The sequence below is a fragment of the Pantoea sp. GM_Pan_3 genome (assembly GCF_026541045.1).
GTDB classification, from domain to species: Bacteria; Pseudomonadota; Gammaproteobacteria; order Enterobacterales; family Enterobacteriaceae; genus Pantoea; species Pantoea anthophila.
On record NZ_JALNVA010000007.1, the window covers coordinates 70,817 to 93,074 of the forward strand.

13 protein-coding genes are annotated in these 22,258 nt (G+C 59.7%); 4 read left to right on the plus strand and 9 right to left on the minus strand.

Annotated features, from left to right (window positions below; all coding sequences use genetic code 11):
• Window position 1: 1 nt before the first annotated feature.
• Window positions 2-1,486, plus strand: a complete 1,485-nt coding sequence (gppA, locus tag OXR04_RS18270; protein ID WP_046100947.1) for a guanosine-5'-triphosphate,3'-diphosphate diphosphatase — start codon at window positions 2-4, stop codon at window positions 1,484-1,486.
• 46 nt (window positions 1,487-1,532) lie between these two features.
• On the opposite strand, the gene rep is transcribed toward gppA, so the two are convergent.
• The gene (rep, locus tag OXR04_RS18275; protein WP_058958107.1) at window positions 1,533-3,554 is read right to left on the minus strand and encodes a DNA helicase Rep; all 2,022 of its coding nucleotides are present in this window, start codon (window positions 3,552-3,554) and stop codon (window positions 1,533-1,535) included.
• A 75-nt stretch (window positions 3,555-3,629) separates the two neighbouring features.
• Here rep and ppiC point away from each other — a divergent pair, with 75 nt between their 5' ends.
• Complete coding sequence (ppiC, locus tag OXR04_RS18280) at window positions 3,630-3,911, plus strand: peptidylprolyl isomerase PpiC (RefSeq protein ID WP_009088412.1); 282 nt, start codon at window positions 3,630-3,632, stop codon at window positions 3,909-3,911.
• Here the strand turns inward: ppiC and OXR04_RS18285 are convergent, their stop codons facing one another.
• Window positions 3,912-5,972: an AsmA family protein gene (locus OXR04_RS18285; RefSeq protein WP_267372584.1), complete on the minus strand. Its 2,061-nt coding sequence runs from the start codon at window positions 5,970-5,972 to the stop codon at window positions 3,912-3,914.
• Window positions 5,973-6,035: 63 nt separating this feature from the next.
• Window positions 6,036-6,809, minus strand: coding sequence for a cyclic-guanylate-specific phosphodiesterase (pdeH, locus tag OXR04_RS18290; RefSeq protein ID WP_267372583.1), 774 nt, complete (start codon window positions 6,807-6,809; stop codon window positions 6,036-6,038).
• Window positions 6,810-7,088: 279 nt separating this feature from the next.
• Between pdeH and OXR04_RS18295 the strand changes: the two genes are divergently transcribed.
• Window positions 7,089-8,021: a sugar kinase gene (locus OXR04_RS18295; protein ID WP_009088407.1), complete on the plus strand. Its 933-nt coding sequence runs from the start codon at window positions 7,089-7,091 to the stop codon at window positions 8,019-8,021.
• Here OXR04_RS18295 and msbA read toward each other — a convergent pair.
• Window positions 7,993-9,765, minus strand: a complete 1,773-nt coding sequence (gene msbA / locus OXR04_RS18300; protein ID WP_267372582.1) for a lipid A ABC transporter ATP-binding protein/permease MsbA — start codon at window positions 9,763-9,765, stop codon at window positions 7,993-7,995. The genes OXR04_RS18295 and msbA overlap by 29 nt on opposite strands.
• A gap of 480 nt (window positions 9,766-10,245) precedes the next feature.
• Here msbA and OXR04_RS18305 point away from each other — a divergent pair, with 480 nt between their 5' ends.
• Window positions 10,246-11,118, plus strand: coding sequence for an alpha/beta hydrolase (locus OXR04_RS18305; RefSeq protein WP_009088404.1), 873 nt, complete (start codon window positions 10,246-10,248; stop codon window positions 11,116-11,118).
• A 2-nt stretch (window positions 11,119-11,120) separates the two neighbouring features.
• Here OXR04_RS18305 and OXR04_RS18310 read toward each other — a convergent pair whose 3' ends face one another.
• The 5 genes from OXR04_RS18310 to bcsB form a co-directional block, all read right to left on the minus strand.
• The gene (locus OXR04_RS18310) at window positions 11,121-12,614 is read right to left on the minus strand and encodes a pitrilysin family protein (RefSeq protein WP_154929017.1); all 1,494 of its coding nucleotides are present in this window, start codon (window positions 12,612-12,614) and stop codon (window positions 11,121-11,123) included.
• A gap of 246 nt (window positions 12,615-12,860) precedes the next feature.
• Complete coding sequence (locus OXR04_RS18315; RefSeq protein ID WP_009088401.1) at window positions 12,861-14,150, minus strand: C4-dicarboxylate transporter DctA; 1,290 nt, start codon at window positions 14,148-14,150, stop codon at window positions 12,861-12,863.
• 225 nt (window positions 14,151-14,375) lie between these two features.
• The gene (hmsP, locus tag OXR04_RS18320) at window positions 14,376-16,382 is read right to left on the minus strand and encodes a biofilm formation regulator HmsP (protein WP_033736127.1); all 2,007 of its coding nucleotides are present in this window, start codon (window positions 16,380-16,382) and stop codon (window positions 14,376-14,378) included.
• A 117-nt stretch (window positions 16,383-16,499) separates the two neighbouring features.
• Window positions 16,500-19,967, minus strand: coding sequence for a cellulose synthase complex outer membrane protein BcsC (gene bcsC, locus OXR04_RS18325; RefSeq protein ID WP_267372581.1), 3,468 nt, complete (start codon window positions 19,965-19,967; stop codon window positions 16,500-16,502).
• Window positions 19,960-22,251 (minus strand): cellulose biosynthesis cyclic di-GMP-binding regulatory protein BcsB, encoded by a 2,292-nt coding sequence (gene bcsB, locus OXR04_RS18330; protein WP_267372580.1) that lies wholly within the window; start codon window positions 22,249-22,251, stop codon window positions 19,960-19,962. Before bcsB ends, bcsC begins: the two co-directional genes overlap by 8 nt.
• Between the last annotated feature and the right edge of the window lie 7 nt (window positions 22,252-22,258).

A 22,258-nucleotide genomic window follows, 5' to 3' on the forward strand; every position in this document is an offset into this window, starting at 1 on the left:
CATGCTCAGCGCGTCGTCACTTTATGCAGCGATTGATTTAGGGTCTAACAGCTTTCATATGTTGGTGGTGCGCGAGGTCTCTGGCAGTATTCAGACCGTGGCAAAAATTAAGCGCAAGGTTCGCCTTGCCGCCGGTCTGGATGCCAGTAATCAGTTGTCAGCCGAAGCCATGGCGCGTGGCTGGCAATGCCTCCGGCTCTTCTCTGAGCAACTGCAGGATATTCCCCCCGATCAGATCCGCGTGGTGGCGACCGCCACGCTGCGTCTGGCCGCGAATGCGCAGACCTTCCTCGATACCGCCCAGCAGATTCTTGGCTGCACCATCAACGTCATCAGCGGTGAAGAAGAGGCGCGCCTGATTTATCAGGGCGTGGCTCACACCACGGGCGGCTCCGACCAGCGTCTGGTGGTCGATATCGGTGGCGGCAGTACCGAGCTGGCAACCGGCGATGGTTCGCACGCGTCGGTGTTGTTCAGTCTGTCGATGGGCTGTGTCACCTGGCTGGAGCGCTTCTTCAGCGATCGTCATCTGGCAAAAGAGAATTTTGACCAGGCGGAGCAGGCTGCCCGTGAGATGATCCAGCCTGTCGCCGCGCAGCTGCGTCAGCAGGGCTGGCAGGCCTGTGTCGGTGCGTCCGGCACGGTGCAGGCGCTGCAGGAGATTATGGTGGCGCAGGGCATGGATGAGCGCATCACGCTGAGCAAGCTGCAGCAGCTTAAACAGCGCGCAATCCAGTGCGGCAAACTGGAAGAGCTTGAAATCGAAGGGCTGACACTGGAACGGGCGCTGGTGTTTCCCAGCGGCCTGTCGATCCTGATCGCCATTTTCCAGACGCTCAATATCGATAGCATGACCCTGGCGGGCGGCGCGCTGCGTGAAGGGCTGGTCTACGGCATGCTGCATCTGCCCGTTGACCGCGACATCCGCACCCGCACGCTTCACAACGTCCAGCGCCGGTTCAGCATTGATGTTGAACAGGCGGATCGTGTGCGTCAGCTGGCGGAGAGCTTCTTCCGTCAGGTTTCCACCTCGTGGAAGCTGGATCAGCGCTGTCGTGAGCTGCTGCTCAGCGCCTGTGCGATCCACGAAATCGGCCTCAGCGTCGACTTCCGGCATGCGCCACAGCATGCGGCTTACCTGGTGCGTCATCTGGACCTGCCTGGCTTCACACCGGCGCAGAAGAAGCTGCTGGCCTGCCTGCTGCAAAACCAGAGCGGCAGCATCGATCTGGCGCTGCTGACCCAGCAAAACGCCCTGCCGCCGCGTCTGGCGGAACGGATGTGCCGTCTGCTGCGGCTGGCGATTATTTTCTCGACCCGCCGCCGCGATGACACCCTGCCTGCGGTGCGGCTCCAGGCGGACGATGATGCCCTGCATCTGACCCTGCCCGCTGGCTGGCTGGAGGCGCATCCGCTGCGCAGCGAACTGCTGGAGCAGGAGAGCCACTATCAGTCCTATGTCCACTGGTTGTTAACCCTGTCGTAATACCTGCGTCTGAGGCGAATCGCCTTCGCCTCTCCGCCTGACGTGCTTACCCTTTTCTGGCTTTATCCAGCATCGCCCGCAGACCGGCAACCCGGCTCTGCCCGGTTTTCATCCGCTCCTCGGCACTGACCACTTTGCGCTCCGTCTCCCACTGCAGATCGTCCTGCGGCAGCTCCAGCAGAAAACGGCTCGGCTCCGGTCGCACCAGCTCGCCATATTGCCGCCGTTCACGGCAGAGGGTAAAGGTCAGCTCTTTCTGTGCCCGCGTGATGCCGACGTAGGCCAGACGACGCTCCTCTTCGATATTGTTCTCATCGATGCTGCTCTGGTGCGGCAACAGCCCCTCTTCCATGCCCACCAGGAACACATAGGGGAACTCCAGCCCTTTGGAGGCGTGCAGCGTCATCAGCTGCACCTGATCCAGCTCTTCATCGCTTTCACCGCGCTCCATCATGTCGCGCAGGGTAAAGCGCGTGACCACCTGGGCCAGCGTCATCGGCTCGTCGATATCGCTGCCCTCCAGCATTTCGGTCATCCACTGAAACAGCGTGTTGACGTTCTTCATCCGCATTTCTGCGGCTTTCGGACTGCCGGAGGTTTCGAACAGCCAGCTTTCGTAATCGATGCCGCGAATCAGATCGCGGACGGCGTTGACCGGCTCGCGTTCGGTCAGCTGGATGATCTCATTCAGCCAGTGAGTAAAGCGCTGCAGATGCTCCAGGCCACGTCCGTTGAGCGTCTGACCCAGCCCGACATCAAAACTGGCATGAAACAGGCTCTTACTGCGCAGATTCGCCCATTCACCGAGCTTCTGCAGCGTCGCCGGACCAATCTCGCGACGTGGTGTATTGACGATGCGCAGGAACGCGCTGTCATCCTCAGGGTTAGTCAGCACGCGCAGATAGGCGAGCAGATCTTTAATCTCCGGCCGTGAGAAGAACGAGGTGCCGCCAGAGATGCGATAGGGAATGCGGTTCTGCATCAGAAACTTTTCAAAGGTGCGTGACTGATGGTTACCACGGTAGAGGATCGCGTAATCTTTGTACTGCGTTTTGTTGATAAAGTGATGAGCAATCAGTTCGCCGGTGACCCGCTCCGCTTCATGCTCTTCGCTGTTGGCGGTCACCACTTTGAGTTCGCTGCCCTGCCCCAGTTCGGAGAAGAGCCGCTTTTCAAACACGTGCGGGTTGTTGGCAATCAGGATGTTCGCCGCTTTCAGGATGCGTTGCGAGGAGCGGTAGTTCTGCTCCAGCTTCACCACCTCCAGCGCCGGAAAGTCCTGACTCAGCAGCACCAGATTCTGAGGCCGCGCGCCGCGCCAGGAGTAGATCGACTGGTCATCATCACCCACCACCGTGAAGCGCGCCCGCGCGCCAACCAGCAGTTTAACCAGCTCATACTGGCTGGTGTTGGTATCCTGGTACTCATCCACCAGCAGATAGCGGATACGCTGCTGCCAGCGTTCGCGCACCTCCTGATTACGCTGCAGCAGCAGCGTCGGCAGCAGGATCAAATCGTCAAAATCGAGGACGTTGCACGATTTGAGATGCTGACTGTAGAGGCCATAGCAGTGGGCAAAAATATTCTCCTGCTGTGAACGCGCCTGCGCGGCCGCGCCCTGCGGATCGATCAGGTCATTTTTCCAGTTTGAGATGGTGGAGATGAGCTGCTGCAACAGCGTCTTATCCTCCTCCAGCCACTCTCTGGTCAGCTCTTTCAGCAGGGCGAGCTGATCCTGATCGTCGAACAGCGAGAAGTTAGACTTCATGCCCAGCGCCGCCGTTTCACGCTTGATGATCTCCAGGCCCAGCGTGTGGAAGGTGGAGATCAGCAGCCCGCGCGCCTCTTTGCGACCCAGCGTCTGCGCCACACGCTCTTTCATTTCGCGCGAGGCTTTATTGGTGAAGGTCACCGCAGCGATGTGTCGCGCCTGATAGCCGCACTCACGAATCAGATGGGCGATTTTATTGGTAATTACGCGGGTTTTGCCCGATCCCGCGCCCGCCAGTACCAGACAGGGACCGGTAACAAATTCGACGGCACGTTGTTGGCTGGGGTTTAAACGCATAGAAGAAATCGCCTGATTGAATCAAAAGAAAGGGGTTTATACTGGGCGGCAATTATACACAACCGAGATACCAACATGGCGAAAACCGCGGCGGCTTTACACATCCTGGTCAAAGAGGAAGCGCTGGCAAAAGAGATTCTGGCGAAACTGGCGAAGGGCGGCAATTTCCAGCAGCTGGCGAAGAAGCATTCGACCTGTCCTTCCGGCCGTAAGGGGGGCGATCTGGGCGAGTTTCGGCAGGGACAGATGGTACCGGCCTTTGATAAAGCGGTCTTTACCTGCCCGTTGCTGACGCCTTACGGGCCGGTAAAGACCGGCTTTGGTTATCACATTATCAAAGTGCTCTACCGCAACTAGTTACTTCTTCTGCTTCATCTGCTGCAGAACGTTGCTGCACTGGTTGTCTTCGTTGTCGCTGGGGGAGATCAGTGCCAGCAGCGCCGCTGCCGGCCCTACGACCGCACCCAGCGCCACGGCAGCGGCCCCACGGGCCAGCAGTGGCCCCGCTTTCACGCCCGCATCCGGATTCTTAAAGGTGCCGCGCACGTAGAGCGGGGAGCGCAGCGTGACGATGCGAACACCTTTACTCTCCGGATTGATCGACAGGTCCAGACGTTCACTGGCGAAGTTGGCGTTCCCTGACACATTGATAATCGCGTTCTCGGTATCAAACACAAACAGATTCGGCGTCGCCAGACCGTTCTGCAGTCTGATATCGGTGGCCGCGCAGTTGATGCGCACCTGATCGTCGCCAAAGAGTTTGCCGACTACGTAGTTACCCACGTTAAGTCCGGCGATCTCCATCAGATTGCGGCTGATCAGCCCGTCATTCATCAGCAGCTTCAGCTGACCGTTGCTGGTCGCCAGCAGGTCGGCGACCGAGTTGCCGGTGCCGGTAAAGCTGGCATCACCGTTGAGCTGACCCAGGCTGTTCTTCATCGCCTGCACATCCGGGAACAGCTGACGCAAACGCAGCTTGCGTGCATGCAGGTCAACCCGGCCACGCATCGGTGAACGATCGCCCTCCAGCCGGATAGTGCTGTTGAGATTGCCGCCCGCGATACCAAAGCGCAGCGGATCCAGCAGCAGATCGCCGTTTTTGAGCTGTAAGTGGGTATAGAGATCGCTCAGCGGCAGTGAGTTGCTGTGTTCGATACGTTTGCCGCTGAACTTCACGTCGGCATCCATGACATCCCAGCTTTTGGTTTCAAACCTGTCGTGCGGCAGTACACGGTCAGCAGGCTGATTCGATTTCTCACCGCGCCGGGCTTTGGCCTGGGCGGTCTTCTCACTCCCTTTGCCGGAGTTCACACCAATCAGCGGCCCCAGATCGGCCATGCGCAGTTGCTCAGAGGTGAGTTCCCCGGTGAGAGTAGGACGAGGTTTGCCCTGGGTGTAGATCAGCGAGCCATGAATATCGCTGTCGCCGATATGACCGTTAAATTTCTCATAGCGGTAGACCGCGCCCTTTTCGCCGCTGAATTTCGCGATCAGATGGCCGTCCGTTTCATAAGGCGGGGTATCAGGCAGCAGAACGCCGGTCAGGCCATAGAGGTTCGCCAGCGTATCGCCGGAGAAACGCAGACGCACATTCAGTCCGCCCAGGTTCATCGGGTCCTGCACGCCCCCGGTTACCTGAACCCGCGTGGTGCCGTTTCGCACATCGGCCTGCACCGGGAAAGGGGTGTTCTGGCTGCGCAGCGAGAGCATGCCGCCAATCTTGCCTTCACCGCTGAGCTTTTCATTGTTGTAGGTGCCACTGGCCTGCCAGCCAAAGACGAAGTCTCCCGCGCCCTTCTGCTGGTCGTCACCGCCGGCAATCTGCGCATAGGGCACCGGTTTGCCCAGCGGATTCACCTGTACCGTGACATCAGCGCGGTTAACCGCATCGCGATAGCGGATTTGCCCCTGATCAAACAGGATATTATCCAGCCGGAAGGACCAGGCCGAAGGCGCGCTGTCCTTGTCATCCTTGTCACTACCGGCGATATCGAACGTCCAGTTATTCTTTTTATCCGCCGTCTGAATCAGGCGCGCATCGGGTCGCTGCAGCTTAATCCACGGGATGAAAAGCTCTTTGTGCAGCAGCGACAGCGGTGCCAGCGTCGCGTCGGCCCGTTGCAGATGGACCATGGTGACATCAGGAATGCCGGGCGGGTTACCCAGCATGATATCTTCGGCGTGTATCTGCGGCCACGGCACCCAGCGCCGCCAGCCCGACTCGTCGCGATGGCGAACCCAGTCGATCCCCAGATCCCCGCGGATGGCAAAAGGACGATTGAGTTCGGTTGAGACTTTCTGATTGATGGTGGGCTTCAGGCGGTTCCAGTCAAATGTCGCGATCACCACAATAATCACCACAATCAACAACACCAGAATGCCTGCAACCCAACTGACGATTTTCCCGGTACGCGACATGTCGCTTTCTCCTTGCTCTTTCACGGCCTGCGTTAAAGATAGTCGAGACGGCGGGCAACGGCATCAGGGAAGCTGGAGAGTCAGATGATTCAGTTCAGAAAATGGGACAGGCCGCGAAAAGTAGTAGCCCTGAGCCGCGATGGCCGGGGATTGCCTGACCTGCTGCCACTGCTCTTCCGTTTCCACGCCCTCGACAATCACGCCGTTGCAGTAGCGATTGATGAGCGCCAGCAGCATCGAAAAGAGGCTGCGCCCTTCATCAGAACTGCCCAGCAGAATAAACAGGTCGCGCGACAGCTTGATGTAGTCATATTTCAGTTCGGTCAGCGCCGAGAAATTGGCCATGCCAGAGCCAAAATCATCCAGCCACAGCGGGCCCAGTTCCGGGATCTTTGCGACTCTCTCCGCCTGTGGCAGCGCATGATGCTCTGTCAGCTCAAAGCGGATCCAGGGCAGGCGGGCGATCAGGCGACGAATGGCGGGCCGGTGCTGAATAGAGAGCAGCGAGGGGCCATCGATGTTGACCGACGCGACCACACCGTTGCGCTCGAAGAAGGCGGACCACTGCGTCAGCAGTTCCAGCTGCTCATAGATCACATTGAGGCGCTGGGCGATATCGAGCCCGGCAAACCAGGCCTCGGGTGACAGATTCCGTTCCGGCTGGGCAGGATGAGAAACGGCGGTCAGCAGTTCAATGGCGAGTAACCGACCGGTTACCCGATAGATAGGCTGGAACCGATAGCGCCGCTGGCACTGTTGCCAGAAGAGCGGGGTTTCCGTTTGATAATCAGGGTCAATTGAAGACGGCAGCCATTGACTAATACTCTCCATCACCATGGTATTTTCCTGGTTGATAATATGTCCCCAAAACGGGTGACGCAGCTGCGATTATCGTGAGTGTCTGTGGTAAAGAGATGAACGACCCGGCCACAAAAAGGGAAAGTCTATCAGCTGCGTCGCCCGCATAATCGGTAAAAAAAGCCGAAATTAGCGCCTCTTATCCGCCAGATTAGCCCTCTCCTGCACCTTAAGCTAAATCAAAACAGCGTTTTAAAAAGTTGACGACTGCCATACCAGACGCGAGACTGAGCACTCTTTCACTACGGGTTGCAAACCATGACGCAGAAGAAAATTGCCATTATCGGCGAATGCATGATTGAGCTGTCGGAAAAGGGTGAGAACATCAAACGGGGTTTTGGCGGCGATACGCTGAATACGGCGGTTTATCTCGCCCGCCAGGTGGATGAGCAGCAGTTACGGGTCGATTACGTCACGGCGCTGGGGACGGATTCGTTCAGCGATCAGATGATAACCGCCTGGCAGCAGGAGAAGGTCAACACCGGCCTGATTCAGCGTCTCGATAATAAAATGCCAGGCCTGTATGTGATTGAAACCGATGCGGAGGGCGAGCGCACCTTCTGGTACTGGCGCAGCGACGCCGCGGCCCGCTACTGGCTCGACAGCCCGCAGTCAGAGGCGATCGCCGACCAGCTGGCGCACTATGACTATCTTTACCTCAGCGGCATCAGTCTGGCGATTCTGCCCGCTGCCAGCCGGGAGAAACTGATGCAGCTTCTGGCCCGCTGCCGGGCAGAGGGCGGCAGGGTGATTTTCGATAATAACTATCGTCCGCGTTTATGGGCCGATCGGGCCAGTGCGCAGAGCGCGTATCGCGCCATGCTCAGCTGTACCGATATCGCCTTTCTCACCCTGGATGATGAACATCTGCTGTGGGGCGAGCAGCCGCTGGAGGAGGTTATCGCGCGAACCCGCGAAGCAGGTGCCAGTGAAATTGTGATTAAACGGGGTGCGGAGGCCTGCCTGGTCGCCACGGGTGATGCGCCGCTGATTGAGGTGCCTGCGGTCCGGCTGGCGAAGGAGAAGGTGGTGGATACGACGGCCGCGGGCGATTCGTTCAGCGCCGGATATCTGGCGCGCCGCCTGACCGGCGCATCGGCTGAAGCCGCCGCACAGCGCGGGCATCTGATCGCCAGCACGGTGATTCAGCATCGTGGCGCGATTATTCCGGCAGAGGCGATGCCTGACTGAACTGCATCTGATAAAGCCGGGCATAAGCGCCGTTCTGCTGCAGCAGCTGCTGATGCGAGCCGCGCTCAGCGATCCGGCCCTCTTCGATAAGCAGGATCTCATCGGCTTTCTCAATGGTTGAGAGCCGGTGCGCAATAATCAGCGTGGTGCGGTTCTGCTGCAGCGTCTCCAGCGCAGACTGAATCGCCCGTTCTGAGCCGGTATCGAGGGCCGAGGTCGCTTCGTCGAGGATCAGAACGGGACTGTCGCGCAACAGGGCGCGGGCAATGGCAATGCGCTGGCGCTGTCCACCCGACAGCAGCACCCCATTCTCCCCAATCATCGTATCCAGCCCGTTCTCCATCTTATTGATGAATTCCATGGCATGAGCCATCTGCGCCGCCTGTTCGACCGCGGCGCGGCTGAAGAGATCACGACGGGCATAGGCGATATTGTTGGCGATGGTGTCATTGAACAGATGAACATGCTGAGAGACCAGCGCCATCTGCTCGCGCAGCGAGGCCAGGGTGTAGTCACGCAGATCGTGCCCATCCAGCAAAATTTCGCCGCTGTCGATATCGTAAAAACGCGTGAGCAGGCTGGCGAGGGTCGATTTACCTGAGCCGGAACGGCCTACCAGGGCGACCGTTTTCCCGGCCGGGATATCAATATTGATTGCGTTCAGGGCCGGCGTTTCCGAACCGGGATAGGTGAAGCTGACGTTGCGGAACGCAACATGACCGGCGGCGCGTCCGATAACGCGGGTGCCCTCATCTTTTTCCTGCTCAGTATCCAGAATCGCAAACAGTGTCTGGCAGGCGGCCATGCCGCGCTGGAACTGCGCATTGACGCTGGTCAGGGACTTTAACGGACGCATCAGCATCAGCATGGCGGAAAAAACCGCGCTGAGGGTGCCCGCCGTCAGCGTCGTCATTACCGACGGAAAACTGGCCGCATAGAGCACAAAAGCCAGTGCGAAAGAGGCGATCAGCTGGATAAGCGGATCGGACAACGCGGTGGCCGACACCATTTTCATCCCCTGGCGACGCATCCTGTTGCTGACCTGCCCAAACCGCTCTGTCTCCACCCGCTGACCGCCGAACATCAGCACCTCTTTATGCCCTTTCAGCATCTGCTCAGCATGGGAGGTGACCTGCCCCATGGTGTCCTGCATGTTCCTGCTGATGCGGCGAAAGCGCCGGGAGACGAGGCGGATCGCCAGCGACACCACGGGCGCCAGCACCAGCAGGATCAGGGAAAGCTGCCAGCTGTAGTAAAACATCATGACAAACAGGCCAAGGATAGAGGCACCTTCACGCACCACCGTGACCAGCGAGCCGGAAGAGGCGGAGGCGACCTGCTCGCAATCGTAGCTGATGCGGGAGAGCAGCGTGCCGGTTGATTGCTGATCAAAGAACGCCACCGGCATCCCCATCATGTGGCTGAAGAGGCGACGGCGCAGGCTCATTACCACTTTACCGGAGACCCAGGAGATACAGTAACCGGAGATATAGCCGCTGACGCCGCGGATCAGGATCAGCCCGATAATCACCAGCGGCATCCACAGCAGCATCCCCGCATGCCGCCTGCCCATCACATCGTCCAGCAGGCTTTTCAGCAATGTCAGCATAAACGGGTCTATGGCGGCGTTGACGATGAGGGCTATCCCGGCGACTACCAGGCCCAGCCTGAAGGGTGAAATGGTGGGCCACAGTCGCGTAAACGTCTGTCTGGCAGAGAGTGTGGGTTCAGACATGGCATGCATCTTACCGTTGTGTAGAAACGGATGATGATATGTTAAACCGTATCAACCAACCGGAAACTGCCCTTTCGCCATGAATCATAAACAGTCTCAAATGAGACTGGTACTTCTCCCCTGCCTTCAGGCCCGGATCACGCGGGGATAAAATCATTATCGCCTCTTAAGCGCCCGCAGTGTGATATCCGGTAAATTGCGGCTAGTAAAGCGGGCCATGCCGCTCATTTCCCTTATGCTGAAAAATTGTGGTTAATCGCACAGGCGACCCGGCCATCTCCTTCAATCAGACTTATAATTTTTCGAATAAAATTAGCCAGTTATAACCACCCGAGCGCCACCAGGCATAGTCCGAATCTGCCCGATTCGGCCCTTTTCGGATGGACGTTCGCCGTAAAAAAGACCATCTTTTAATCAACAACAGCAGGACGCTGTGCTCTCCGGCCGTGAACAAAACAACTAAAATATTCTCCGCATCAGGACCTATTTATGCACACAGAAATCATTAACATCTGGCCACACGGTGATGCGCCAGGTGCCAGCGATTCGCGGGCACAGCCGCAGATCGTCGATATGGCAAAAGAGTATGAGCCTTACGATCGCGCCGCCACCGGCGTACGTTGCCCGGAGATGGCGATCTGGCATCCGGTCGAATCCAACGGGATCACCCTGCTGGTCGCGCCAGGCGGAGGTTATCAGCGTGTGATGATCGACCGTGAAGGCAGCGCCCTGGCGACCTTCTTCACCTCAATGGGCTACACCCTGGCGGTCATGACTTACCGTCTGCCCTATGATGGTCATCATGAAGGCCCCGATGCGCCGCTGGCCGATGCACAGCGCGCCGTGCGGGTGCTGCGTGAACGGGCGCAGCGCGGCCTGAATGGAAAGTACATTGTGATGATGGGCTTTTCGGCGGGTGGCCACGTCGCGGCCAGCCTGGGCACACGCTTCGCGGAAAAACTCTATCCGGTGCAGGATGGCGCAGAAAACTTCTCCCCTCGCCCGGATGCGATGATCCTGGTCTATCCGCTGATCAGCATGCGTGATGGCATTGCCCATGAAGGTGCCCGAACCCGCCTGCTGGGTGCCTGGCCCGATCAGAAAACGATTGAGGCCTACTCCCTGGAAACCCGGGTTCACCCGCTGGTGCCGCCAACGCTGTTGATCCACGCCGCCGACGACGAAGCCGTCTCGGTGAATCACAGCATGGCGTTTTTCAGTGCGTTGCGGGAGCATAAGGTCCCGGCAGAGGTGCATTTCTATCAGAAAGGCGGGCACGGATTCGGTATCCGCGGTGTGGCAGATTTGCCCCTCGCCAGCTGGCCGATGTTAGTGACCGAGTGGCTCAGGGCAAAGACCTGATCTTAAGCCGCAGGCGGCACGTCTTTGCCGTTGCTGTCCGGCGGCGTGGCTTCATTGCTGGCCGCCGGTGCCGCTGACGGTGCCATCACTTTGTCCCAGCTGTTTTGCAGGCTTTTCACGTTGGTTTCCGCTTCGCCTTCCGGCTGGATCAGAACCATCATCAGTTCCTGGGTCAGCTGCTGACGCAGCTCCTGGTTTAACTGCTCGCGGGTCAGACCCGCCAGGAAGGCCTGCCGCAGCTTCTGATACTGCTCAGGCGCAATATCGACCACGGCGTTCTGCTGGGAGCGCAGCCGCTGGCTCATCAGCACATCGGTGTCGGTGCGGGCATAGGTGGTGAACAGCTTATTCAGCTCCAGCAGCTTCTGCGCCATCAGCGCATCAAACTCCTCCTGCGGTAAGCCTTTATCGCGCACGTTAGCCAGCTCGCGAGCCACCAGATTCATATTCTGCGCCAGACTGTCGTTGCGTCCATCCAGATTGATCGAGCACTGCGCACGCTGATAGAGCACGCGGCAGTCAAATCCCACCTGTATGCCCTGCGCTTTGCTGTCACTGAGCGCGCGCTGAACGTGCCAGAACAGCGCTTCACGGGCCAGATCGCCCTGCCAGTAACGCTGCAGATTCTGCGAGTCACGAATCGGCTGCCACGGCGTATCCCACACCAGTGACAGGCGATCCTGCGTCATGTTGCTGCTGACCAGATTCACCGGCTCGTGCGGCAGCGGGGAGAGGGTGGGCAGTGGCGCAGGCGTTTCACGTTTGCCGGTCAGTGCCGAGAAGGTTTTGTTGATCTGCTCAGAGAGGTTGCGGCTGTCGACATTGCCGACCACGTAGAGCGTCATCGCATCCGGGGTGTACCACTGATGATAAAAGTCGTTGAGCTGGGTTAAATCAACCGGGGCGCGTGGCTGCGCCGCAGGATCGTGCGCCAGCAGCGCCGAGCCTTTCAGGCGGTAGCGCCACCAGACATCCTGCGTATCTTTCGGCCAGGTGGCGACCGGATCGGAGGCCGTCAGCGCGGTGCTCACCACCTGTTCGGTAATCGCCATATTGCCCGCCGTGGCCGCCAGCCAGTTCAGCGCTTCTTTCAACAGCTCAGGGCGGTTGTTCGGCAGACTCAGATTATATTGGGTGGAATCATAAGAGGCGATGACGGGCGGCAGGGGGCGCTGAGGATCCATCGCCTGCTGCCATAGCGCGCGCTGCTGCTGGGTGTCGAGCGCGGTATTGTGCACCATGGCCAGGCGCGACAGCAGATGGCTGAAGCCGGTCTGTTGCGCACTCTCCACCAGTGAGCCGGTGTTGACCACCAGCCGCAGTTCGATGCGGTCACTGGGGCGTTGCGGTGTGGCCAGTAACTGCCAGTTAAATCCGTTATCCAGCTTGCCTTCCTGCCAGGCCGGATCCGGTTGCAGCGTTTCTGCCTGGAGACCATAGCTGCTTGCTGCCAGCACTAATCCACCAACCAAAAGCCGAATTCTGGTGCCCTGCATGTGAACCCCTACTCAAATAATTCAAATATCGTTATCACTGGCGCGACGTGCCGCTGTTATTAACGAATCGGCTGGCGCCGAATCGCGCTGTTATCCAACAACAACGTGTTTGACCACAGGAAGTTCAGGATGTCGCGCAACGAAGTGAAAAACGTCAAAAAAAACAAGTGGGGTTTATTATGCAAATGCCCGCTGTCAGGGCAAGCGACAGCGGGCATTTGAGGGGATTTAAGTGAAATTCAATGATTAAACTGAAGATTCGGACGCTTTATTCTCTTTATTCCGGCCGGCGAGCGTGTCATTGAGCTGTTTGTGATCCAGCTGGTCGACCCATTTCGCCACTACCACGGTCGCCACACCGTTTCCGATCAGGTTAGTCAGCGCACGCGCTTCGGACATAAAGCGGTCGATACCCAGAATCAGCGCCAGACCCGCCACCGGCAGATGGCCGACCGCCGAGAGCGTCGCCGCCAGCACGATAAATCCACTGCCGGTCACCCCTGCCGCGCCCTTTGAGGAGAGCAGCAGTACCACCAGCAGCGTGATCTGATGGAAAATATCCATATGGGCATTGGTCGCCTGGGCGATAAACACCGCCGCCATGGTCAGATAAATCGAGGTGCCGTCGAGGTTAAAGGAGTAACCGGTGGGGATCACCAGCCCGACCACAGACTTCTTACAGCCCAGCTTCTCCATCTTATCCAGCATGCGCGGCAGCGCCGACTCGGACGAGGAGGTGCCCAGCACAATCAGCAGCTCCTCTTTGATATAGGCGATGAACTTAAAGATGCTGAATCCGGCAAACAGACGCGCAATCAGCCCCAGCACAATCACCACAAACAGCACACAGGTGATATAGAAGCAGACGATCAGCTGGCCGAGCTGCACCAGTGACCCCACGCCATATTTACCGATCGTGAACGCCATCGCGCCGAAGGCGCCTATCGGTGCCAGACGCATGATCATGTTGATGATGCCGAAAATGACTTTCGAGAAGCTCTCAATCACGTTGAAGATCAGCGTGCCGGTGTTACCCAGACGATGCAGGGCAAAACCAAACAGAATGGCAAACAGCAGCACCTGCAGGATGTTGCCGCTGGCAAAGGCGCCAATCACGCTGTTAGGAATGACATCCAGCAGGAAGGCGACAATGCCCTGCTGTTCCGCCTGCTGCGCATAGACCGCCACCGCTTTGGCATCCAGGGTGGCGGGATCAACGTTCATTCCTGCGCCTGGCTGCACCACGTTAACCACGATCAGACCAATGATCAGCGCGATGGTACTGACAATTTCAAAATAGAGCAGCGCGACAGCGCCGGTGCGCCCGACGGCTTTCATGCTTTCCATACCGGCGATGCCGGTCACCACGGTACAGAAGATGACCGGGGCGATAATCATCTTGATTAACTTAACAAAGCCATCGCCCAGCGGCTTCATCTGGGTCCCCAGCTCCGGGTAAAAATGGCCTAACAAAACGCCGATGCCAATCGCCATCAGCACCTGGAAATAAAGGCTTTTAAAAAGTGAGGTTTTCATAAACAGGTGTCCACTAACGCCGTGAGGTGATGTTGTCGGATTCGTTATTGTGACTGGCGGGCAACAGAGGTGGCGCCTGACAGTAACCCGAAAATAACACTGTGTTTACGTGATTAATACAGGGCGACAAACCCCCAGGAAATGTCAGGATCGTAATTCTGAACTGAAACGCTTCAGCAAGGGGTTTTGTAACTAAAATTCTCGCAAAATCAATGAATCAGGCAATTATTGCGGCAGTGAGGAATTTTCTATCCAGGCCTGATTGAATCGGGTCAGAGGCAGCGCTTCCGCGTAGAGGTAGCCCTGCCCGATGTGAATGCCGCGCGCCAGCAGCCAGTCACGCTGCTCCGCGGTTTCCACGCCCTCGGCAATCACCTCAAGGTGGATAATCTCGGCGATCGCCGCCACGATGCAGACCATGGTGTCGTCATCCGGCAGCGCCGCCACAAAGCTGCGGTCCATCTTCAGCTTGTTGACCGGCAACGCTTTCAGCTGATGCAGATAGTTGAGATTGGAGTAGCCCATGCCGAAATCATCCAGCGCCACCGCCACCCCGGCCTGCTGCAACAGTCGCAGCATCGCTATCGCCTGTTCTGCATCATCCAGATGCGCCGTCTCGGTCACTTCCAGCACAAAAGTGCCAGGGGCGATGCGGTGACGGGTCAGCAGAGACTGCAGATGGGAGACCACGCCCGTATCGCGCAACTGTACCGCAGAAATATTCACGCTCAGCGGCAGCATCATGCCCTGCCGCTGCCAGCCAGCCAGAATGCGGCACGCCTCTTCAAACACCCAGCGTCCCACTGCGCTAATCACGCCTATCTCTTCGGCGCTGGCGATAAACTCTTCTGTCAGGCCGTAACTGCCATCCGGCTGGCGCATACGCAGCAGCGCTTCCGCGCCCGCCAGTGCCCCGGTGCGCATATCAACCTGCGGTTGGAGGTAGAGAGCAAACTGCTCATCGTGCAGACCCTGCAGAATGTCATGCTCCTGGGTCAGGCGTTTCTGTGCGCGCTCGGTCAGCGCGGCGTCAAAGAAGAGGATCTGATTTTTGCCCTGATGACGGGCCGACATCATCGCCGAGATCGCCCTGTCCAGCAGTTCACTGGCGCTCAGCGGCTGATCGTCGCGCAGCGCCAGACCGATGCTGACGTTAGGGCGCAGCTGAAGCTGGTGCAGGCTGACCGGCTGATTAAGGCGAATCATCAGATTGCGCGCCAGACGCAGGGCGCGGAACGGATTACTGGCGCGCTTCATCAGCAGGACAAAATCGCTGACGCCGGTCTGCGCCAGCAGGGTGTGGTCATCCAGCGTATGGCGGATCTTCTCCACCAGCGTCAGCATCAGCGTGTCGCGCTGCTCATCGCTGAGTATGCCGTTGGCTTCCTGCAGGGTTTCAATGCGGATCACCATCAGACCCAGCGACCGGTCAGGATTGCACATAAACTGTTCGACCAGCGCCAGGAACAGGGTGCGGTTGGGCAGGTCGGTGACCGGGAAGTGGGTGGTCAGCCGGCTCATCTCATCATGAATCGACTCCAGCACCTGCTGATTGCGGTTGTAGCTGCGCACCAGCATGCCGATCTCGTCATCATGATGGCTGTGCGGCAGGGAGAGTTTATGGGTCAGAATCGCCTGCGGCGGCAGCTCCTGCAGCTCGCGCGAGAGATGACGCAGCGGATGCACCACCAGCCGGTTGATGCACCAGCTGATCGCCACGGAGAGGATCAGCGCCAGCAGCAGATAGGTGATGATCATGGTCGAGAGCGTGCTGAGGATAAACTGGTAGACGCGCGTTGAGTTCGCCTGCAGCACCAGATAGGCCAGCGGTTTTGGCATTCTGGTATTTTCTATCGAGTAGAGCGGCAGCGTAATCTGCACCGGCAGCTCAAACAGGCGGGCCACCAGACGCGGCACCGGTTTTTCCGTCTCAAAGTCAGCATGCAGCGCCTGAAACGCATTGGGCAGCACCACATCGGCGCGCGACAGAATACCGGCCGGTTTCAGAGAGTGAAGAATGTGTTCGGCCCGGGGGATATCGGCCCGCAACACCGCTTCCGACAGCGGCTGACGAACGGTGTGGGCGATATTCTCCATCTGCTGGGCGTAGTCAATCCTGCGCTGCTGCACAAAATGAAACAGTTGGATGACGATAAAAATACTGATGGTGATAACCGCAACCAGCGAAACCGTCGCCATCTGCTTTATCGTAAGTGACCGGCTTACGCGCAAAAAATTCTCTCCTGACGATGAAAAAAGCCCAGATAGCAGACAGTACAATGCCAGCCAGTATATCCCATAAACTGACTTTTTTACCGTCTGAAAAGTCCGGCTTTTTCCCGGTCAGGATTATTTAAAATCCGCGTAAGGGGTCAGCGGCTGTGGCGGCATATCCAGGTCCCCTTCCCAGCCACCGGCAGCATAGCGCACATAAAGCAGACCATGACTCGGGGTGTAATCCTTCGCCTGCTGGATATCCACACCGGCACCGATAAACCAGTTCGACGTCAGCCGTCGCTCAATCACTGCCTGCAGCGTATAGCCGGTACCGCCGCCGGAACTGCTGGCAGAAGAGGGGTTACTGGCAAGGGTATAGCCCGGATTAACCGGATAGCGCTGCTGGGCATGGGTTTGTGAATGGGACCAGGAGACAGAGCCGCCCAGATCAAACGACCAGTTCTCTGTCCGCTGCCGCCAGGTGACCGGCACGGAAAAAGAGAGATACTGCTGCGGGCTGTAGTAGCCGCCCTGGCCGAAGGTGTAATCGCTGAGATCCTTCTGATAGTGCCAGAGCATGCTGTTCAGCCCGACGGTCGCCCGGCGGTTGTCACTGTTGATGAGCTTATAGTAATAGCCGCCCATCAGGCGCTCGCGGCTGTTATCGGCGACATTTTTGCCGGTGATCTGATGCGCACTGATGTCGCCCCAGACGCCATGCGCGCCGCCCTGATCGTAACTCAGCCCGATGCTGCCGCCGGTGGCCACCACGCCGCCCCAGCTTTTGCCGCCGCTGGCTGCCGGATCGCGCGTCCCGGCATAGGAGAGCAGCGAACTGGCGATCGGCCTGCGTGAGGCCGTCAGTGTGACGCCGAGCTGTTTCACATCAGTTTTCCAGCTCAGGCCGCCGGTCCAGTTCGTGACTTCAAAACCCAGCGGCGTGGTTCCGAGGTCAGCGGACCAGGTCGCGTTATGCCAGCCCGCGGCCAGCGCCGTCCCGCTATCGCGCTGGCGGTTGTCACGATTACAGCCGCCAGAATTGGCATCGTCGCAGCTGCCAAACAGGGCGTCGATGCTGCCGTTCCGGGTTGCAAAGGTGCCTGCGGAGACATCGACCCGATCAAGACGGAAAAAGCCCCGGCCAGCGGCAAACGGATGTTCCGCCTGCAGCATGGTGGTGTGCGCCGTAAAATCGGAGATGCCGCCGGTGCCGCTGTTGCGTGAATAGTCCTGCTGCACCGTGAGCGTGGTCTGCTGCTGACGGTAGAGATCGGCCGTGTCGCTGCGCAGGCTGCGCTTCAGCCAGTCATCCTGGGGATCGTTGCGGGTTGCGCGGCTGATATTGCCACTGCTCGCGATGCCGCTGGCCGTCATCGCCTGACGATAGTCTGCCAGTGCCTGTTCAGGCTGCTGCTGCGCCCCTTCCAGCCGTGCCGCATCACGATAGACCAGCGCTTTATCCTGCGAAGGGGGCAGCGAGGCGGCACGCTGTTTCAGATCGGTCAACAGCGCCGCGGCCCGCGTGGTTTCACCGACCGCCTGCCACGCCAGCGCCGCGCGGCGATCCGCATTCAGCGTGCTCTGCTGCGGCGGCAGCGTCTCCAGCGACTGACGGGCTTCGCCGTTGCGCTGCAGCGCAACCAGCGCCTCAATCCGTCCCAGCGCCGCATCGCGGTTGTCCGCCTGGCGCGACAGCACCTGCTGATACCCCTGCAGCGCCTGCTGCGCGTCCCCCCGCGCCAGCGCCCAGTCCGCCAGGGTCAGATCGCGGCGGCTGGAATCCGGCTGCTGCCGAAGCAGCGCGATTGCGGCAGGCTCATCGCCCGCCTCGCGCAGGGCATCGGCCTCGGCAAAGCGCTGATCCTGCGTCAGGCGGTCAGCCAGCTGACGCATATCGCTGCTCCATTGTGCTTCCGGCAGACGATGCAGCGTGGCGCTGGCCTCAGCGGCGTTATCGTTGCCCGAGAACCAGAGGGCGGCGGCGTAGAGCGCGGTGCTATCCTGCGGGTGCTGCTGCGCTACGCCGCGCATCACCGCCTCCGCCTGCTGCGCACGACCGCTGTTACGCAGCGCTCCCGCCAGCCGGTAGCTGAGCCAGACGTCATCCGGCGTCAGCGCCAGTGCCTGGCGATAGCGATCGGCGGCCTGGGGCCAGCGCGCCTGCTGCGCCAGCGCATCGGCCTCCGCACGCAGGCTGTCGCTGCGCAGCGTGCGAATCGTGTCGGCCAGTGCGCGCTGCTGGTCGGCGGGCAGCGTATCGATAAACGCCATCTCGCGGGCGGGCGATACCGTCCGGTAAAGCCCTGCCAGCCGCCGCACCGCGGTGATATTGGTGCCATCCAGCCGGCGCGCTTTTTGCCAGAACCGTTCAGCGCCGGGGGCATCGTTGCGCGCCATCGCCACATCACCCAGACCAATCAGGGCGTAGCTGTCACTGCTGTCATAGGCTTGCGCCGCGCGGTAGGCCTTTTCAGCCCCGTCGATATCGTGCTGCGCCAGCGCTTTATCGCCCTGCTCTATCGCCAGCCAGTAATGACTGGTCTGCAGCAGCGACTGCCATTTGCCTATCAGCGTGCTCTGCTGACCCGCCTGAATCGCGCGCTCCAGCCAGCGAATGGCCACCTCACGATGGCCCGCGCGGGCCTGAATCTGCCCCATTGCGCCCATCAGTTCGGCATCCCCGGGATTGCTCTTCAGCGCCCGTTCGAGGGCGCGCATGGCGCTGTCAGCGTTACCGGCATCGACCCGCGCCAGCGCCTGCATCCGGTCACGATAGGCGGGATCGGCCAGCTGACTCTGCTGCTTCGATAACGCGTCCACACCCTGCTGATGAGGCTCGCCGTCGGTAAATACCGCCAGATAGGCTTTCAGCTGCGCCACGCTGCTGTCGCTGACCGGCTGGTCAGTGATCTGCTGCAGCCAGAGGTCAGCGGCGGCCTCACGCCCGCCGCCGCGCTCCGCCAGCCGCTTCAGCTGTGTAATTGCCTGCTCCGGCTGCTGACGCGCAAAGGCCATGCGGGCGATCTGTAATCCGACCCCGACGTTGCCAGGATAGCGCTGCTCCAGCACCTGAAGCTGTTGCCAGGCCAGATCCTCCTGGCCGGGAAGGCGCGCCACCAGCCGCCAGTACTCCAGGGCAATATTGGGATCGGGGAAGACGCCGTTAAACAGGGCATCGTAGGCGCTTTTCGCCTCCGCCAGTCGTCCTGAGGTGGCAAGCAGCCGCGCCTGCTGCAGTTGCTGCCGTCCGTCAGACGACATCATGCGCAGGCCGGCGGCAGATTCCCGCGCCGCAGCGGAGTCAGGCGCCAGCCGGTTGAGCTGATCCAGCAGGGTCTGTGCGGTGGTGAGATCGCCCTGATGCAGCGCCAGTCGCAGACGCGCCGCCAGCACCTGGGGATTCTCCGGGTCAATCTTCTCCAGCCGGTAGAGCGACTGCTGCACCAGCTCATACTTGTTGGTCGATTCGCCGATGCGCACCTGGGTCAGCAGCCAGTCAACCGGTGAAACCTGCGGACCGGCGACAGGCGCAGCCTGCCCCGGCAGCGCACCCAGCAGGCCGAGCAGTACACCTGCCCGCAGCAGAAGCGACTTATTCATCTTCATCATCAAGCAGACGGCGGCGCGAGATAAGGCGCATCAGACGCCAGACCAGCATGGCAAACAGCACCACGACACCCACCGAGCAGAGCGCCAGCCAGAAAGGATGGGTAGCCAGCGCGGCCCAGAGCCGCTCCCACCAGGGGAGGTGGCCCACATAGTAGGTCTCGCCGACACGCAGACTGTTCACACCCGACTCACGGACAATTGCCGTAGAGCCTGAGATGGCCGCACGTTTGCCGCTGTCAGCCAGCGCCTCATCAAGCAGCTGCCAGCTGCGCGGACTGCCATCGGCGAGCAGCGCAACCACACTGCGCTGATCGTAGAACGGCGACTGGAAACCAATCACGGTGGCCAGCGGACCCCGGGAGCCGATGGCGGTGGTGCTTTCTGCGCTGCGTTCCGCCTCGCTGAGAGTCTGAGCCGGCAAAGATGCCCGTCGCGCCGGGGTTTTCAGCCAGCTGGCGGTGGCGTCAACCAGCGCGCTGATCCGGCGGTCGTCCTGAAGATCTTTGGGGATGTCGCCGATCAGCAGCAGATCCGCGTCCTGCTTCTGCGCCGAGCGCCAGTCGTCGGTAAGCTGCACGCGCAGCGCCGGATACCCGGTCTGCGCGCCGATATTGCCCACCGCATTCAGCAGGGTAGCGACCTGCTGCGCATCCGGATCCGGCTGAACCAGCACCAGCGTCTGGGAGAGATCGGCGTAGCGGCTGAACGGGAAGCCGGCATTCGCCCAGGTCTGCAGCGACGGCATTTCGATGTAGTGGCGATAACCGGAGAAGTCGATGCTGGAGTTGTCGTCCACCACCACATGATTGCTCACCGGGGTGACGGTTTCGCAGCGTCCGTCCGCCGTGCCGCCCATAAAGGTCGTGGCATAGTCGAAATCGAAACGCAGCTGATTCATCACGCCCAGACGGAGCGCCGGGATTTTCAGCTCATGACTCTTGTCTGTCGTTCCCTGCAGCAGGGGAAGGTGCAGCAGCTGCTGTCCGGCCGTGTTTTTCGGCTGCAGCGGGTAGTCCTGAATGAACTGATTGTTCAGGTTGACCGCCAGCCTGGAGCCGTCCGGCTGGGTGGGCGAGGTGTAACGATAGTTCAGATCCATATCGATACCGCGCGCCCGCACCAGGAAGAGATCGGGTGGCAGATTCAGCGTCAGGCTGATCGGATTAGGCTGCAGACCGTCAGACTGTAACTGATTTTCATATTGCGTCAGCTCGGCAAAGGTCGTGCGGCGATCGGTGCGTACCCAGTTTGGCGCATCATAAGGCTGGCGCGGGGCCAGCAGCGTGACGCGATCAATGGTGGAGGTATCGCCCCGCAGCAGTAACTCGCCCTGCGCAATGCCCTGCACGGCCGTCAGCAGGTCGTCGTCGTTGCGGCCCAGAATCAGCAGCATTTTCTCATAGGGATTGTCAGGCTGACTGACGATCTCTACGGTCGGTTTGCTCACCGGCGGCAGATCTTTCAGGAATGCCGGGCGCGCATCGTTGGTGGCAAACACCACCGCGTGCTGTTGCTGCGGCAGCTGGTTGTAGAGGACAGGGAAGCGCTGGCCGCGCCAGGCGGCTTTGCTGCCAAACCAGGAGGCGAGGATGGCGGCGGCCCGCTGCTGCGCGACATCGGGCTGGGCGGCAAACACCATCGGCAGGGTCAGCGGCCGCGTGTCGCGCGCATCAAAGAAAGGCTCCGGGAAGTGTGACAGGTCATTTTTCAGCGGCAGCTTTTGCAGCGTCAGATCCAGGCTGCTGGCTTTACCGATATCGAGCCAGATGGTGCTGTTGGCCGGGTTTTCACAGATGTTGGCGTAGTGACCGACCAGCTCAAAGCGGACGCGGTTAAAATCGGCGATAAACCGGGGGTCCAGCGCCAGCTGCGTCTGATTTTCTTTGCCGATCTGCTCCGGCGTCAGGGTAATCAGGCTCACCAGTTCATCGTTGAGATAGATCTTCAGCTGCGACAGGGTCGGCAGCAGCGCAGGCGATGGCCGATAGCTGAGGTTCAGCATAGCACTCGTGACGACTTCGTCGCTGCGCACCCCAAACTCAATCTGCCCGGTGGTGCGCGTTCCGCGCAGCGTCATGCTGCCTGGCGGCGGTGCCAGCTTAGCAAAGCTCAGCTGGCTGTTTCGCAGCGGCGCAGCCGACGGCTGCGGCACGGCCTGCTGCGCCGTCTCTCCGGCCGCGCTGACCGGTGCATTTTCCTCTGCTGCAGCGCAGCTTAACGTTGCGGAACCCAGCAACAGCGCAGCGACCCACCTGTTTATTCTCGTTGTCGTCATATCATCA

What these genes read in the sequence shown, in the direction of transcription:
- OXR04_RS18285 (WP_267372584.1), bottom strand. Translation starts at nt 5,972, where the DNA reads ATGTCGCGTACCGGGAAAATCGTCAGTTGGGTTGCAGGCATTCTGGTG.
- rep (WP_058958107.1), bottom strand. Translation starts at nt 3,554, where the DNA reads ATGCGTTTAAACCCCAGCCAACAACGTGCCGTCGAATTTGTTACCGGT.
- bcsC (WP_267372581.1), bottom strand. Translation starts at nt 19,967, where the DNA reads ATGAATAAGTCGCTTCTGCTGCGGGCAGGTGTACTGCTCGGCCTGCTG.
- gppA (WP_046100947.1), top strand. Translation starts at nt 2, where the DNA reads ATGCTCAGCGCGTCGTCACTTTATGCAGCGATTGATTTAGGGTCTAAC.
- OXR04_RS18295 (WP_009088407.1), top strand. Translation starts at nt 7,089, where the DNA reads ATGACGCAGAAGAAAATTGCCATTATCGGCGAATGCATGATTGAGCTG.
- ppiC (WP_009088412.1), top strand. Translation starts at nt 3,630, where the DNA reads ATGGCGAAAACCGCGGCGGCTTTACACATCCTGGTCAAAGAGGAAGCG.
- bcsB (WP_267372580.1), bottom strand. Translation starts at nt 22,251, where the DNA reads ATGACGACAACGAGAATAAACAGGTGGGTCGCTGCGCTGTTGCTGGGT.
- OXR04_RS18310 (WP_154929017.1), bottom strand. Translation starts at nt 12,614, where the DNA reads ATGCAGGGCACCAGAATTCGGCTTTTGGTTGGTGGATTAGTGCTGGCA.
- OXR04_RS18315 (WP_009088401.1), bottom strand. Translation starts at nt 14,150, where the DNA reads ATGAAAACCTCACTTTTTAAAAGCCTTTATTTCCAGGTGCTGATGGCG.
- pdeH (WP_267372583.1), bottom strand. Translation starts at nt 6,809, where the DNA reads ATGGTGATGGAGAGTATTAGTCAATGGCTGCCGTCTTCAATTGACCCT.
- OXR04_RS18305 (WP_009088404.1), top strand. Translation starts at nt 10,246, where the DNA reads ATGCACACAGAAATCATTAACATCTGGCCACACGGTGATGCGCCAGGT.
- msbA (WP_267372582.1), bottom strand. Translation starts at nt 9,765, where the DNA reads ATGCATGCCATGTCTGAACCCACACTCTCTGCCAGACAGACGTTTACG.